The sequence below is a fragment of the Methylomarinum sp. Ch1-1 genome (assembly GCF_030717995.2).
Lineage (GTDB): Bacteria > Pseudomonadota > Gammaproteobacteria > Methylococcales > Methylomonadaceae > Methylomarinum > Methylomarinum roseum.
Window position 1 is genome coordinate 402,963 of the sequence record NZ_CP157743.1, and the last position, 14,311, is coordinate 417,273.

Here is a 14,311-nt window from a genome sequence, read left to right on the forward strand (position 1 = left end):
AAACTTCTATAATTAACCTTCAAGGGCGCGATACTTTTCCCGCAGATGGTTTCTGATGCCGATGGCGAACATATTAAGGCCGATAATCACCATTACCAACAGCAACGACGTCGCATAAACCAGGGGTCTGGCCGCCTCGACATTAGGACTTTGAAAGCCGACATCGTAGATATGAAAACCCAGGTGCATGAATTTACGATCCAGATGCAAATACGGAAAGTTACCGTCCAGCGGCAACGTCGGGGCCAACTTGACCACCCCGACCAGCATCAACGGCGCGACCTCGCCGGCCGCCCTGGCGACCGCCAGAATCAAGCCGGTCATCATGGCCGGACTGGCCATCGGCAACACGGTGCGCCACAAGGTTTCCGCCTTGGTCGCACCCAGCGCCAAACTGCCTTCTCGAATCGATTTTGGAATCCGCGACAAGCCTTCTTCGGTCGATACGATCACGACCGGCAAGGTCAGCAACGCCAAGGTCAACGAGGCCCAAAGCAGTCCCGGCGTGCCGAAAACAGGGGCTGGCGCGGCCTCCGGATAAAAAAGCCGGTCGATGTTGCCGCCCAGCATGTAAACGAAAAAACCCAAACCGAATACGCCGTATACGATCGACGGCACCCCGGCCAAATTATTGACGGCAATCCGAATGATCCGGGTCACAAAGCCCTGAGTTGCATATTCGCGCAGATAAACCGCGGCGATCACGCCGAATGGCGTCACGATGACCGCCATCAGCATCACCATCATCACGGTGCCGAAAATGGCCGGAAAAATTCCCCCTTCGGTGTTCGCCTCGCGCGGATCTTCGCTGACAAACTCGGCAAATTTAATCACGTACTCGATCGCTTTCTCGCCGGCGCTCATCGCATTGGGCTGAATCAGGCGCACCACATTTTCCAGCGGTATTTCTATCTGCCGGTCGTTGGCGGCAGCGGCGACCAAACTGTCTCTCCTGGCTTTCTGGTTCAATTCGGCAATCTGTTGCTGCAATACGCGGTATTCGCGGTCATATTCGGCTTTTTGTGCGGCAAAGTCGCGCTTGGCGGCTTCCGTCCATAGCCCCTCCAATTCCAATCGACGTTGTTCCAGTCTCAGACGCTCCATCGCATAATTGATTGCGCCAACTTCGTTTTTCTGTAAATGCTCGATTTCATCATAGAGCTCCAGTGCGCGATCGATCCTTTGTTGGATCACCGTATAGGCCTTACCGCCCTCGGCAATCACTCGGCCATTTTCCTTGATCGCCAACAATCGACCGTAAAAATTACCCCACTCCCTTCTTTCGATTACAATCAATTCGTCCGGATAGGATGCCTGCTGGATATATTGCGCTTGTATCCAGCGGAAGTCCATGCCGGTCAAATCGCGGTTGCCGGTCTTGATCAACCGCTGCTCCAGATAGTCGACGTCATTCAAGACCTGATGCCCGGCTTCCCGGGCCCTATTCGCCGACATCAAGCTGGTGTCGACCAACTCGCCGATAATAACGCTTTTTCCGGACTGATCCTGATAGTGATATTCGACGATATCGGCCGGCCAGAAATGTCCCAGACCGCGAACCGCAATCAGGATCAACAAACCCAATACCAAGATCAGATTCGTGCTGACGGCTGCGGCATTTAGCCAAACCCACGGTGAACCGCTTTTAAACCATGCTTTAATCATAACGAACTATATTTACGGCGCAGATTCTGACGAATTATTTCCGCCAGGGTATTAACAACAAAGGTAAACATAAACAAGACCAACGCGGCGAGAAACAATACGCGATAATGGGTGCTGTTCACCGCCGACTCCGGCATTTCCACGGCAATATTGGCCGACAGGGTACGCATCCCCTGAAAGACGCTCAAATCCATCACCGGCGTGTTGCCGGTCGCCATCAATACGATCATGGTCTCGCCGACGGCGCGACCCAGGCCGATCATCACGCCAGAGAATATGCCCGGACTGGCGGTCAGCAACACCACCTTAGTCATCGTCTGCCAAGGGGTTGCGCCCAGCGCCAGCGAACCGTTGGTCAAATGCCCAGGCACACTGAAAATGGCGTCCTCGGCAATCGAGAAAATCGTCGGAATCACCGCGAAACCCATCGCAAGACCAACCACCAGCGAGTTGCGCTGGTCGTAACCGATGCCGAATTCATTTTTCATCCATACCCGCATATCGCCATTAAAACACAGCGCTTCGATCGCAGGACTGATAAAGAACGCCAGCCAAGCGCTGAAGACTATCACCGGTATCAGCAAGGCGGCGTCCCAGCCCTCCGGCACCTTATGACGCAGCGATTTCGGCGCGAACTGCCAGAGATAGGCGAATGTCATCACACCTAACGGGATCACCATCAGCAAGGCAAAAATGCCGACCAGATGCTCCTCGACAAAGGGCGCCAACCACAAACCGGCGAGAAAACCCAGAATCACGGTCGGCAGAGCCTCCATGATTTCGATACTGGGCTTGACCAATTGTCGCATCCGCGGCGCCATGAAATAGGCGGTATAGACCGCGCCCATCAGCGACAGCGGTATCGCGATCAACATCGCATAAAAAGCCGCCTTCAACGTTCCGAACACCAGCGGAGTCAAACTCATCTTCGGCTCGAAGTCGTTGCTGGCCGACGAAGACTGCCAGATATACGCCGGCTCAGGATAGCTTTCATACCAAACTTTTTGCCAAATCGACGCCCATGAGACTTCCGGGTGTTCGTTTTTAACCTGCCAATAATGAATTTTATTGTCCGCCGTTTGCATCAAGAAGGCGTTGGCTCTCGGCGACAACGCCACTGCTAACGGTTTCGTCTGTCCAATCCGCTCGCGTATCAACTCCCTTTCCGCGGTGGAATGATAGATACCGACCAAACCCTCGCGATCGGTCACCAACATGCCTTTGCGGCGCTGTTCCGGACTGATTGTGACGATGGGCTGCTCGGAGACTTTGAATGCGCGGAGCTTGCGCAAACTATAGCGGTTTTGCTGATCACGAACCATACTCCATTGCGCCAGAATCCCCGACGAATCGCCAATCAACAGTGAAATTTCGCCGTTCAGGAAAGTCAGCGACGTAATCTCTTTGCCCGACTCCAGCACATCCAGTTTATTTTCGATGCGCGGTTTATTCTTATTGCTGACATCGATACTGGTGACATAACCGCTGCGACTGGCCAGGTAAAGATTACGCTGCTCCTTATCCAGCAACAGATAGTCGGTCTGTTCGGTCTTGATATTCAGTTCGGAATCACTACGTTCTAGCGCTACCTCATCGCCAAAAAGCGATTCTTCGCGGCTAAAATGGCTCAGCAACACCCGTCCCTCGGCCGTCTTTACCACTAAAGTGCTTTCGTCTTCGCCGGTTCTGATCGCGAGCAGGTCGATGGCGCTGCCGTTTTCCGCCATCACGATCGGGGCTGCGCCCAACGGATATTCCAAAGCCGGAGTAATCACCCGTTTATCGTCGGGGAAGCTGATCTTATATTGCTGTTTGGCGACGACGACGCGACCATCGGACAAACCATAGGCGACCACGCCTTTGTCATAACTACCATGAGCAAAACTCGTGATTGCGCTTTGCTCGGGAATGGGAAGCCTTTGCGTCGAAATGATTTCGCCACTTTTGACCCGAAAGAATACCGCCGTCCCGCTGTCGGTGAACCTGACCGCAATTTCGTTATGTTCTTCCATCGCCAGAAACAACGTTTTTCCAACGGACCGGTCCGGCACTTGATATTCGGTAATGGCTTTAGCCTCGGCGCCAACAAACAACGGAAACACGACATACAACAGATAAAAGAAAATCAGCACGATCGCGACGATGACGCCCAAACCGCCGGCCACGACGCCATACCCGACCATCCTGTCCTTTAATAATCGCCATTTCTGATAAACACTGTTGCCGGCCAGCCCCATGGAGCTAGCCTGATTATTTGAGTTAATTTCAGCCATAGAATTCTTTACAACGATAAGGGCTCTGCATTATGGCAGCATCACGCCAGATAATAAAAAAAGCGAGCCGAGAACTACTCGCGTAGTCCTCGACTCACTTCAAGCCTGATCAACTTTTACTTATATTTGAGGGGGAGAACAAAAATTTGATCCGGCATACAGTCCCTTGACAGGCGTCCCTGCCTACTCCATGGTTTCGTCCTTTATTGAATGGCGGCCAGTGCCTTTTCAATCACGGCCGCGGGTAACGGAATATAGCCGTCTTTGATGACAACTTGTTGACCGCTTTTCGACAGCACCATCTTCAGGAATTCTTGCTCCAGAGGGGCCAGCGCGTCATTAGGTTGTTTGTTGACATACACATAGAGAAAACGCGCCAGCGGATATTTTCCGGATACTGCGTTTTCTGGCGTCGCCTCGATAAATTCATGGCCGGCGTCTTTCGCCAAAGGCACCGCTTTCACGCCGGATGTTTTATAGCCGATGCCGGAATAACCGATGCCGTTTACCGAAGAGGTCACCGACTGCACGACCGAGGCCGAACCAGGCTGTTCGTTGACATTGTTTTTGTAATCGCCTTTGCACAAGGCCTTTTTCTTGAAATAACCGTAAGTGCCTGAAACTGAATTACGACCATATAACTGAATGGACTTGTCCGCCCATGCGCCGTCCAGACCAACTTGTCCCCAACTGATGATATCGGACTCATGGCCGCATTTGCGAGTCGAAGAAAAGATTGCGTCCACTTGCGGAATCGTTAAACCTTCGATCGGGTTTTCCTTGTTAACAAAAACGGCCAGTGCATCGATCGCGACAGGGATCGCGGTGGGTTTATAACCGTATTTCTTTTCGAAGGCATCGCGTTCCTTGTCTTTCATTTTACGGCTCATAGGCCCCAGGTTAGAAGTACCTTCGGTTAATGCCGGCGGCGCTGTCGATGAACCCGCCGCTTGTATCTGAATATTGACGTTAGGATAAACTCTTTTAAACTCTTCCGCCCATAATGTCATCAAATTAGCCAGCGTATCGGAGCCGACACTAGACAAATTACCTGAAACACCGCTGGCTTTCTGATATTCTGGCACACCCGCATCGACAGTTTGCACAGCCGCAGCGGAACCGCTTAACAAGGAGGCGGAGGCGAAGCCCAAGCCCGTGAGCATTGATTTGATTGGTAAAGATAATTTCATAGTACGCTCTAAATAGTTTTCAAGGTCCAGCTATTGTGCCGATAAAACATGACAATAGTATGAAGTCAATATGACAACTTTATGACAACCGCGAAATATTTCTCTTCAATAGGCACTGTCGCCGTTGCATAGCCAGCAGTTTTAGCCCCGGCAATTCCCAATTTGGTGATCTAAAAGTGCGTGTGTCTCGCGAGGATATCGGTGGCCGGAATACCGCCGTCAAGCCCCACCCAGCACCTAAATTTCATGACTTTTGCACTACATTTACATTCCAGGATAATTTAGGTGCTGGGTGAACGACGACACCCCCACAGGCCCTAAACACCGCTAAATCGCTCAAACGGGGAATTGCGCCCCCTTTGCTGCGGTCACAATGCTGTCATATTTTCGTTCCTATAATAAGCCGTTTATGCCGATGCTTAGGCATTCCTATTGATAACAGCTCATTATTCGGAGAACTTTTATGCAGACTAAACTATCTCTTGGTTTATCGGCGCTTAGCTTAGTATTAGCGAGTCAGACCGCAATCAGCCAGCCCCACTATAATGTCAACGATTACTATCAAGTCTATAAGGAAGGCCGTATTTATATTTTTGACGATTTCACGACCTATGACAGCTTCAACAACACTGGCGAAACGCCTTTTCGCTTGACCCGGATCGGCGCCGGCCCGCACGGCGAAACCTTGGTGTTCGGTTTGTCCGAACAAGACAAGACTCTGCGTTCCGGCCTCGGTTCGACCGCATTATATGACGGTAACGCGCAAGGCATCGCCGAAGGTTTCTACGGTGAAGTCAGCAAAGACGGTCGCATTTATGTATTCGGCGCATGGCAGGATCTGCAATCTTTTCTGAAGGTCGGTGAAGCGCCACTGCGCTACACCCAGATCGGTTCAGGCCCCGCTGGCGAGACGGTGGTTTACGTACTGAACGAGGACAATAAAGAGCAAAAACCCGAGGCATTGATCGCCGAATTCAAGCATAAACACGACAAGAAATAAACCTTGTCGATGCCAGCTCAGAGCGAGTAGCGGGCATTGCTATAACCGACCTAATAAAAAAGGCGGGACCTAACTAAAGGCCCCGCCTTTTTTTGGCGACGAAAAAGAGGATTAGTCTTTGCTAATCGCCCAGGTTGCATCACCATCGTCAGCGGCGGAGTGCTGAACATTGACGAACAGCGTCTTAGGATCTTTGCCGAAATAGATGCCGGTGCCTTCGGCGCCCGGATCGGTCAAAGAACCGAACAGCCAGACGCCATCGGCCTGGCCGTCTTCATCATGATCTTTACCGGCTATCCAGATATCGGACGGTTTATTGTCTTCGATAATGACCAGCTTGCCGTCCGGCGTCGTCGCCAGGTTGTCGACACTGTCCCAACCGCTCTGGTGACCGGCTTCGCCCGGCTTGCCGATCTCAACCGGCACATTTTCACCCGGCATGATGAAGTTTGTAACCACCATCGTTTCAAGATTGATCGCCAATACGCGACCCTCGAAATATTCTACGCCTTCTTCATCCCGAGGACCTTCGGTCACCGCGACATACAGGGTATTGTCGATGATTTCCAGATCTTCCGGACGTTGAAAGCTGGCGCCGCCGAAATCGGTTCCGGAGAGACGGGCATCGGCCGGATCTATCGGACCTAACCATACGCCCTGTCCGGTGTTAAATTCGCCGCCGCTGACCGCCAATACATACAAATTGCCGCTGGACAAGTCGCCGTATGTGTCAGGAACGAATTTATAGATGCCGCCGCCGAAACCGGCGGAAACACCGCGGAATTCGTCGACGACATAAACCGCGCCTTCGCTATCGACGGCGATGCCTTCATGGGCCAAACGGCCTACTGCCGGACGATCAATGACCTGAGCCGCCTTCATCGGATCATGCTTATCCAAGATGATTTCGAACAAACGTCCTCCGCTGGTTTCTTCCGCGAACAGCACCGTGCCCCATGGCGTCCAGCGAATCCCGTCCAGCGCATTCCAGGTTAAATCTTGCGCCAGAATTTTGCTCTCGCCGGTTTTCAGGTCGACGACGGAAACAGCGCCGCCTTCCGGTTCACCGCGCACTTCATGGGTCCGGTACAGATAACGGCCCGCCATTTTGCCGCTTTCATTAACGGTATTCATGTCGTGCCAGTCGTCGCGACCTTCGTCGTAGATATTAAGCGCTGTCTCGTCGGAAACGATTTTTTGCGAAAAGCCTTCCGGTATGATCCACGGCGCGGTCGGATCCCAATCCAATTGATTCGCAGATTCGGCAATCGGTTCAAACGCGAATGGACCGGTGTTGCTGCCTTGATCGGCATAGACTTGAGTGCTGACTGCAAACGCAGCGGTCATTAAGCAGGTCAATTTAGTCTTGTTCATAGTGACTCTTTGGGTTGTGTTGAAAAAGCAAAGGTGATGACGTAGCGTCGATGAAGATCTTAAGACTTCGATATGTCAAAGCCATGACCAATAGATGACAGCTTGATGAAACAACAGCGATGCTAATCGGCAAAGGAAAATGATGCTTAACTATTCAGTCTGAAGTTTCCCAATTTTTTGAGGGCAAGGAATATCAGATAATGCTAATATTCAGCTTAAACATTAGCCGGCTCTAATATTGATTGTTAGGCTATGCCGAATCTCATTAAAAACAATAGCTTATGGGTGAATGAGGTCGCCTTTTGTAGTATAATATTGGTTTCTAAATCATTGATTACACAAACAAAAGGGCCTCATTCATGTTCATTTTACGCGATCTTCTCCGCCCTCTCCAAGCCCATTTTTCCGAGACTGATCTGGGACGGGAGCGAGCTTCTTTGTTTGTCTACACGCTGCTCGCCGTGATTGTTCCGTTTACCTCATCGATGTCGTCTAATTTATGGCGGGCCTTGGAGACTTTGTTCGGGATCGAGATTAAGCAAAAGCGGTTCTATACCTTCATGGCTTCGTCGACACTGCCCTGGGAAAGGCTTTGGACGACGCTGTGGGATTGATTCCGTCCCCACGACCGATGGCCGCTTATTGATTGGCTTGGACGATTTTATCAACCTCAAAGTGGGTCAACACATTTTCGGCTGCGCGTCGATTTTCGATCATGCCGCCAAAGCGAATCAAAGCCGTTACCCTGGGCGCAAAATGTGGTGTCGATCGGCTTACTGAAGCAGGTCAAAGGTCGTTGGGCCTGTTTGTTTTGGGCTTTCGTTTTACTTACCCCGTCACATGATCGCCGAACAAAGGAAACCGCCAAAATCAAAGGCCAAGTCGCGCCGTTTCAAAGCAAACTCACGCAAGCGGCGGAATTGCTAATCGCCGTCGCCGGTCACTTTGCTTCGACACCAATGCTGGCGGTCACCGACAGCTGGTTTGGGAATCAGGGGTTATGGAAGCCGGTGCGCCAAACGGTAGGCGAACGTTTTCACCTGTTATCCCGATTGCGCAGCAACCAGGTGCTCTATGCGCTCCCCGACGCCCGGTCCGCCGATGCCAAGACACGCGGACGCCCCCGTAAATACGGCCAGCGTCTGGGGACCGTGACCGACCGAGCGCACGCGCTCCGGCAGCAAACTGCTGCCTATCAGGTTAACCTGTATGGCAAAGTACGCGAAGTACTGGCGGTTGAGAAAACCGTCATGCTGAAGACCTTAAAATGCCCCATCAAGGTCGTGTGGGTGTTTCGTAAAACCCAGTGGGTCGCCTTGTTTACGACCGATCTCGACTTGTCGGTCACCCAGGTCATCGAATATTATGGCGCTCGCTGGAAGATCGAGTCCGGCTTTAAAGAACTCAAGCAAGACATTGGCAGTCAAAAATGCCAGAGCCGGAATGCCCAGGCCGTGATAAACCACCTGCATTTCTGTATGATGGCCACCACGGTCACCTGGATGTACGCCGATCGCATCAAAGCGGATCCGCAACGTCGGCACAAGGTCAAGGGGCGGACGAGTTTCGCCTTTTCCGATGTCCGGCGCCTCATCGCCGAAGCCTCACTGAGTGAAGATTTTGATAGGCTTTGCCATAAACCCACCAATCCCATGAAAAATTCGCTGGTCGCGGTGTTGTTACGCATGGTGGCTTGAGGCGTTTTTAGGAAACTTCAGTATTCAGTATCTTTCGGGTTTTAGGCAGTAGGTCATTGATTTCTCGGGACGCGTTCACCCAGCACCTAAATACCATAGACTATTGGCAATGATTTATAATCGTCGTTTATTTAGGTGCTGGGTGAATACTTCCATGGCAGCTAACAGCATCCTGCTTCACGCGGCACTTGCACTTCCCTGTGCGGCGTAAGCTCTGACTGCAACGTCCTGTTGTAGACAGCCCGATAAATCAATAACCTACTCCCTCTTAGTAAAACTACGCTGAATAATTACAATGATGCTTACTCAGCGCGTTAAAGGTCAACCGGCGAGACCTTGACGCGATCCCATACCCGAGCGATAAATTCGCTTTCCATCGCCGGCTTGCCGTCCTTGATCCAATCGACGATCACGCGAGCGATATTCGGATAGCTCACCTGAACCGCCTGTTTGTCATGCAGCCATTCCTCGATCACCGCCGGAGTGATTTCAGTCATCGTGCGTCCATAACCGAGATGCTCCAATGCCGCGGCATTGGCGATTTGTTCCATCTGCGCATGCAGCGGCTTGGCGAGAATCTTCTTGCCCAATTGCAGCGATTCGCTGGCTAGCTCGAAACCGGCATTGCTGATGATGCCGACACAATCGTACAGGTCTCTTTGAAAGCCGTCTCTAGACAATGGATTGCAAACGATATGCTCGTGATCGCTGGCGACAGGGACCGGTGAGTAAAGGTGAAATTGATAATCTTTAAACGGAAGTAGATGTTTGATGACGGCATGTTGGTCTTCAAACGGCAAATAGACGACGACCTTATTACCCTGAATCCGGGATGGCAATTCGGGGGTTTCGATAATCGGCGGCAGGATCGGTTGGTCGAAATGATGCCAGTGTAAGCCGACTCCTTGTCCGACTGGAGCAAAAAACTTCATCACCAATTCGGCCAACGGCTCATAACGGGTCCGGGGAATATCGTGCTTGAAGGCATACTGATGCCCGATGCCCAGGGTATTTTTTTTCTGCACCTTAGCGGCCCAGGCCGTGACCGGTTCAAAATCGCTGATCACAAGATCGTAGCCCGACAGGTCCAGCGCCTTCACATCCCGAATAAAACATATCGGTTTGGACTGCAGCACCGTTTTGATATAAGAAACCTTGCCGTTATCGGAATTGAAGGTCAAACCCTCGCGATGCTGATAACCGTTAAAAATCTCCATATCAAAAAACTTGTCCGGCGGCCGACCGGTAAACTGAAAGGTCACATCAAACCCGGCCGCATACAATTCCTTGGCCATCACCCTCGCGCGGGTGATATGACCGTTGCCGGTCCCCTGAACTCCGTAAAATATTTTCATAACACCATTAGCTTTAAACTCAACATCGCGACGCCGACGCCCACACCCATCCCGACCAAGGTGTCGGTAGGGAAATGCACGCCCAGCACCACCCGTGAAAAACCGACCAGGACCGCCCATAGCAGTAACGGCGGCAGCAAGGCAGGCATGAAATAACCGCCAAGCATGGCCATCATGAAGGCGGCCGACGTATGGCCGGACGGAAAACTGAATTGATCGGAAGGCTTCACCAGGCTGCAATAGCCCTTCAGCGCTGCTTGCGGACGATTGCGCTTGAAAGTGTTTTTTAGCACGAAATACAGCGGCCGTTCGATAAAGAAAGCCAGCAGTGCCGTTTGTAAAAACAAACTCTGCCAACCTTCACTCTTATAAAGAAAACCGCCCAACAACAAATATAAGTAGCCGTCACCGGACCAGGAGATCGAGCGGGCAAACAAGACCAGATGCCGATAAATACCGGCATTGATCAGGCGGGTAAACATAAATACGTCGTATCTATGAACGGAATAAATCAATTTCATCGTGTCACCCTCTTGCAGAATTCAGCTGTATTCTGCTTACATTGCTTTCCGCGTTTCTTTTCATTAACGTAAAGAATAGGTTGCGACTGTGACAACGCGATGACGTTTTTTTGAAGTTTTGATGACAAAAAGAAAAGGGGACAGGCTACTTTTATATCAAAACAAATTGTTTAAGATACGTAACATCGTCAGCCGGAAAGCAGCGCGGAAGCCCCAGAAAAAGAGTGGAACATGGATAAAAGTAGCCTGTCCCCTTTTTCTGCTGTCCCCTTTTTCTGTCCCCTTTTTCTGCTTTTTCGCTAAAAATAGTTGGCGCGAGTCGATAAGTGTTTTACATTAAACACATTGATCCAGCGAAATTTTATGGTTGATCAACCACTTACAACAACAGGCATCACCTTGCCTGTCCATGTTCATCGGGATCTCGCATGAAAAACCTTTTCAAGCCGTCAAGCAATTGCTGGAAAGTCGCCCAGGCGCAACGGGCCGCTTTCATCATAGACGGCGAAGATTACTTTCGAGCACTGCATGAGGCCATGCGCGAGGCCCGCCGCTCCATTATCATCGTCGGTTGGGATCTGCACAGCGAACTGAGGCTGATTCGTGATGGCGAATGCGAAGGCTATCCTGACAAACTCGGCGACTTGCTCGAGTACCTGGTCGACAAATGCAAAGACCTGAATATTTATCTGCTGGGCTGGGATTTTGCGATGATCTACGCAATGGAGCGTGAATTCTTCCCGCGTTATAAACTCAAATGGTCGACTCACGAACGCGTTCATTTTCTGCTCGACGGCGAACATCCGGTCGGCGCCTCACAGCATCAGAAAATCGTTGTTATCGATGACGTCGTCGCGTTTTCGGGTGGTCTCGATCTGAGCAAATGGCGCTGGGACACTTCGGCCCACGAGCCTGACAATCCTCTGCGTGAAGATCCCGATGGACAGTTATATCCGCCCTTCCACGACGTGCAAATGATCGTCGACGGCGACGCCTCCAAGGCATTGGCCGAATTGGCCAAGCAGCGCTGGACGAAGGCTTGCGGATCAGAACCCTTTATCGACGAGGCGATCGCCGCCGGCGATCCATGGCCATCCAGCTTCAAACCCGATTTCAATGACGTCGCCATCGCTATCGCAAGAACCCTGCCCTTGCATAAAGGTGCGCCGGAGGTGCGCGAAGTCGAGCGCCTCTATCTCGATAGTCTGGCGGCGGCGCAAGATTTTATTTATATCGAAAACCAGTATCTCAGTTCCTTCCGTATCGGCGAAGTCTTGCAAGCCAGTCTGCAGCAAGCCGAAGGCCCCGAGATCGTTATCGTCCAACCCAAGGAAACCGGCGGCTGGCTGGAACAGCACACGATGGACGTATTGCGGGGACGAATCATCGCTAAATTGCGCGAAGCCGACCGACACCGGCGCCTGCGTCTATTTTATCCCCAAATTGCCGCCAGCCCAGCGGTTGAGCTGATGGTGCACGCCAAGGTAATGATCATAGACGACTGTTTTGCCCGCGTGGGCTCGTCCAACCTGAGCAACCGTTCCCTCGGTCTCGATTCAGAATGCGATTTGGCGATCTTCGGCGAAAAAAACTCCGCCGAGGCGGCGACGATCTCCGCCTTTCGCAATCGCTTGATTGCCGAACATCTAGGGGTCGCCGAGCACGATGTTGCCGAGGCGCTGACGAAACGGGGTTCTCTAATCGAGGCGATAGAAACCTTGCGTTCAGGCGCTCGCTGTTTGCGGCCACTGCAAACCGAAATCTCTAAGGAAATCGATCAATGGGTGCCGGAGTCGGAGCTGCTGGACCCGGAAAAACCGATCGAACCGGAAGAACTTTTCGATTATCTGATCAGCCCCCATCAGCAGCTTTCCGCCTCTCGCCACATGCTGACCATAACAGTTCTGGTGGCCGGCATGTTGTGTTTGGCGGCATTACTGCACTGGCTATCCTTTCCTGATGGAATCGGTCGCGAAACGGCGGCGGCAGCGATTAATGGGCTGAAACAATCCCCTTATGCGCCGCTGATCGTCGTGGCAGGCTTTGTTCTCGGTGGTTTGTTAGCTTTTCCGGTCACATTGCTGATCATCGTAACCGTCATCATTTTTGGCCCTTGGCAAGGCCTGCTCTATACGCTGGTCGGCGCGGAAACCAGCGCCGTATCGACGTTTCTGCTGGGCCGCCGACTAGGCCGCAATGCCGTCGATCGCTTGACCGGCAACCTGGTCAATCGATTGAGCCTAAATCTTTCCGAATCCGGTTTCAAGGGGATCTTGACCTATCGCATCATTCCGGTGGCGCCCTTTGCCGTCATCAACATGATAGCGGGAATATCGAAAATTAGGTTGCGAGATTTTGCGTTTGCAACATTCATCGGATTGCTGCCTGGTGTGACCGTTATCGTGATCATCGCCCAATGGATCGCCAGTTTCGTCCACGCCCCGGATCCGGCGGATTTTGCCGCCTTGCTAGGCGCAACGATCACGGTCGGGATCGCCTTGACCGCCTTAATGTTATGGCTGCGCCGCCGGCATTGATGATCCTTCGTATCGCCACCTTCAACATTCATCGCAGCATCGGCCGGGACGGCATCGAGAACCCTGCCCGTATCGCCGAGCTACTGCGGGAAATTGACGCCGACCTGATTGCCCTGCAGGAGGTCTCCGCCATGCCCGGCCATCCCGAAGATAGTTTGAGACTGCTGGAGGAAGCGACCAATAGCCGGGCGGTCATGGGCCGCACCTTGTTCGATAAAAACAGTCATTACGGCAATGCTTTGCTTTCCCGCCTTAAAATTAATAGTTGCGATCGCCTCGATATCAGCGTCGCGAATCGAGAGCCCCGGGGTCTTATCGATGTGGAGCTGTTTATCAACGGTTATACGGTAGCCGTGATGGCCACCCATCTTGGTTTGGCTTACGCGGAACGGCGGCGTCAGATTGACGAGATTCTGTCCACCGTGGAAAAACATACGGCCGATGTCGTCATCCTGCTCGGTGATTTTAACGAATGGTTTGTTTGGCGCCCGGCCTTCCGCAGATTACAGCACCGGTTTAAGCCGACGCCGACCTTGGCGACCTTTCCCGCCCACCGGCCCGTGCTGGGATTGGATAGAATTTGGCTGCACCCTCAAGAGAGGCTGATGTCGCTTGAGGTCCATTCCACCGAACTCAGCAAAATTGCCTCCGATCATCTCCCGCTGGTGGCCGAGATAGATTTAGGCCAACGCTGAATCG

11 protein-coding genes are annotated in these 14,311 nt (G+C 52.1%); 5 read left to right on the forward strand and 6 right to left on the reverse strand.

Annotation, left to right across the window (positions count from 1 at the left end):
* Positions 1-12: 12 nt before the first annotated feature.
* From pstA to Q9L42_RS02315, 3 genes are all read right to left on the reverse strand, one after another.
* On the reverse strand, positions 13-1,665 hold the full coding sequence (pstA, locus tag Q9L42_RS02305) for a phosphate ABC transporter permease PstA (RefSeq protein WP_305910041.1): 1,653 nt from the start codon (positions 1,663-1,665) through the stop codon (positions 13-15).
* A complete protein-coding gene (locus Q9L42_RS02310; RefSeq protein ID WP_349431820.1) occupies positions 1,662-3,938 on the reverse strand; it encodes an ABC transporter permease subunit in 2,277 nt (758 codons plus the stop codon). The genes pstA and Q9L42_RS02310 overlap by 4 nt, the downstream gene beginning before the upstream one ends.
* A 203-nt stretch (positions 3,939-4,141) precedes the next feature.
* Complete coding sequence (locus Q9L42_RS02315; protein ID WP_305910040.1) at positions 4,142-5,128, reverse strand: PstS family phosphate ABC transporter substrate-binding protein; 987 nt, start codon at positions 5,126-5,128, stop codon at positions 4,142-4,144.
* A 463-nt stretch (positions 5,129-5,591) separates the two neighbouring features.
* On the opposite strand from Q9L42_RS02315, the gene Q9L42_RS02320 reads away from it, so the two are divergent.
* Positions 5,592-6,128: a hypothetical protein gene (locus tag Q9L42_RS02320; protein WP_305910039.1), complete on the forward strand. Its 537-nt coding sequence runs from the start codon at positions 5,592-5,594 to the stop codon at positions 6,126-6,128.
* 111 nt (positions 6,129-6,239) lie between these two features.
* Here Q9L42_RS02320 and Q9L42_RS02325 read toward each other — a convergent pair whose 3' ends face one another.
* Complete coding sequence (locus Q9L42_RS02325) at positions 6,240-7,502, reverse strand: alkaline phosphatase PhoX (protein WP_305910038.1); 1,263 nt, start codon at positions 7,500-7,502, stop codon at positions 6,240-6,242.
* A 359-nt stretch (positions 7,503-7,861) separates the two neighbouring features.
* Between Q9L42_RS02325 and Q9L42_RS02330 the strand changes: the two genes are divergently transcribed.
* Together Q9L42_RS02330 and Q9L42_RS02335 are read left to right on the forward strand one after the other, a co-directional pair.
* A complete protein-coding gene (locus Q9L42_RS02330) occupies positions 7,862-8,116 on the forward strand; it encodes a hypothetical protein (RefSeq protein WP_349431002.1) in 255 nt (84 codons plus the stop codon).
* 27 nt (positions 8,117-8,143) lie between these two features.
* Entirely contained in the window at positions 8,144-9,199 is a 1,056-nt protein-coding gene (locus tag Q9L42_RS02335; RefSeq protein WP_432648889.1) for an IS701 family transposase, read from the forward strand.
* A 314-nt stretch (positions 9,200-9,513) separates the two neighbouring features.
* On the opposite strand, the gene Q9L42_RS02340 is transcribed toward Q9L42_RS02335, so the two are convergent.
* Both Q9L42_RS02340 and Q9L42_RS02345 read right to left on the reverse strand, forming a co-directional pair.
* Entirely contained in the window at positions 9,514-10,554 is a 1,041-nt protein-coding gene (locus tag Q9L42_RS02340; RefSeq protein ID WP_349431822.1) for an MJ1255/VC2487 family glycosyltransferase, read from the reverse strand.
* Entirely contained in the window at positions 10,551-11,075 is a 525-nt protein-coding gene (locus Q9L42_RS02345; protein WP_305910037.1) for a phosphatase PAP2 family protein, read from the reverse strand. The genes Q9L42_RS02340 and Q9L42_RS02345 overlap by 4 nt, the downstream gene beginning before the upstream one ends.
* A 428-nt stretch (positions 11,076-11,503) precedes the next feature.
* On the opposite strand from Q9L42_RS02345, the gene Q9L42_RS02350 reads away from it, so the two are divergent.
* Both Q9L42_RS02350 and Q9L42_RS02355 read left to right on the forward strand, forming a co-directional pair.
* Positions 11,504-13,612, forward strand: a complete 2,109-nt coding sequence (locus tag Q9L42_RS02350) for a VTT domain-containing protein (RefSeq protein ID WP_349431823.1) — start codon at positions 11,504-11,506, stop codon at positions 13,610-13,612.
* Positions 13,591-14,307 carry an endonuclease/exonuclease/phosphatase family protein gene (locus Q9L42_RS02355; RefSeq protein WP_305910034.1) on the forward strand — a complete coding sequence of 239 codons (717 nt, stop codon included), beginning with the start codon at positions 13,591-13,593 and terminating at the stop codon, positions 14,305-14,307. The genes Q9L42_RS02350 and Q9L42_RS02355 overlap by 22 nt, the downstream gene beginning before the upstream one ends.
* Positions 14,308-14,311: the final 4 nt, after the last annotated feature.

Bases quoted from the DNA above. Each gene is read 5' to 3' on its own strand.
- Q9L42_RS02355 (WP_305910034.1), top strand. From the start codon at position 13,591: ATGGCTGCGCCGCCGGCATTGATGATCCTTCGTATCGCCACCTTCAAC.
- Q9L42_RS02330 (WP_349431002.1), top strand. From the start codon at position 7,862: ATGTTCATTTTACGCGATCTTCTCCGCCCTCTCCAAGCCCATTTTTCC.
- Q9L42_RS02345 (WP_305910037.1), bottom strand. From the start codon at position 11,075: ATGAAATTGATTTATTCCGTTCATAGATACGACGTATTTATGTTTACC.
- Q9L42_RS02325 (WP_305910038.1), bottom strand. From the start codon at position 7,502: ATGAACAAGACTAAATTGACCTGCTTAATGACCGCTGCGTTTGCAGTC.
- Q9L42_RS02310 (WP_349431820.1), bottom strand. From the start codon at position 3,938: ATGGCTGAAATTAACTCAAATAATCAGGCTAGCTCCATGGGGCTGGCC.
- Q9L42_RS02340 (WP_349431822.1), bottom strand. From the start codon at position 10,554: ATGAAAATATTTTACGGAGTTCAGGGGACCGGCAACGGTCATATCACC.
- Q9L42_RS02320 (WP_305910039.1), top strand. From the start codon at position 5,592: ATGCAGACTAAACTATCTCTTGGTTTATCGGCGCTTAGCTTAGTATTA.
- pstA (WP_305910041.1), bottom strand. From the start codon at position 1,665: ATGATTAAAGCATGGTTTAAAAGCGGTTCACCGTGGGTTTGGCTAAAT.
- Q9L42_RS02315 (WP_305910040.1), bottom strand. From the start codon at position 5,128: ATGAAATTATCTTTACCAATCAAATCAATGCTCACGGGCTTGGGCTTC.
- Q9L42_RS02350 (WP_349431823.1), top strand. From the start codon at position 11,504: ATGAAAAACCTTTTCAAGCCGTCAAGCAATTGCTGGAAAGTCGCCCAG.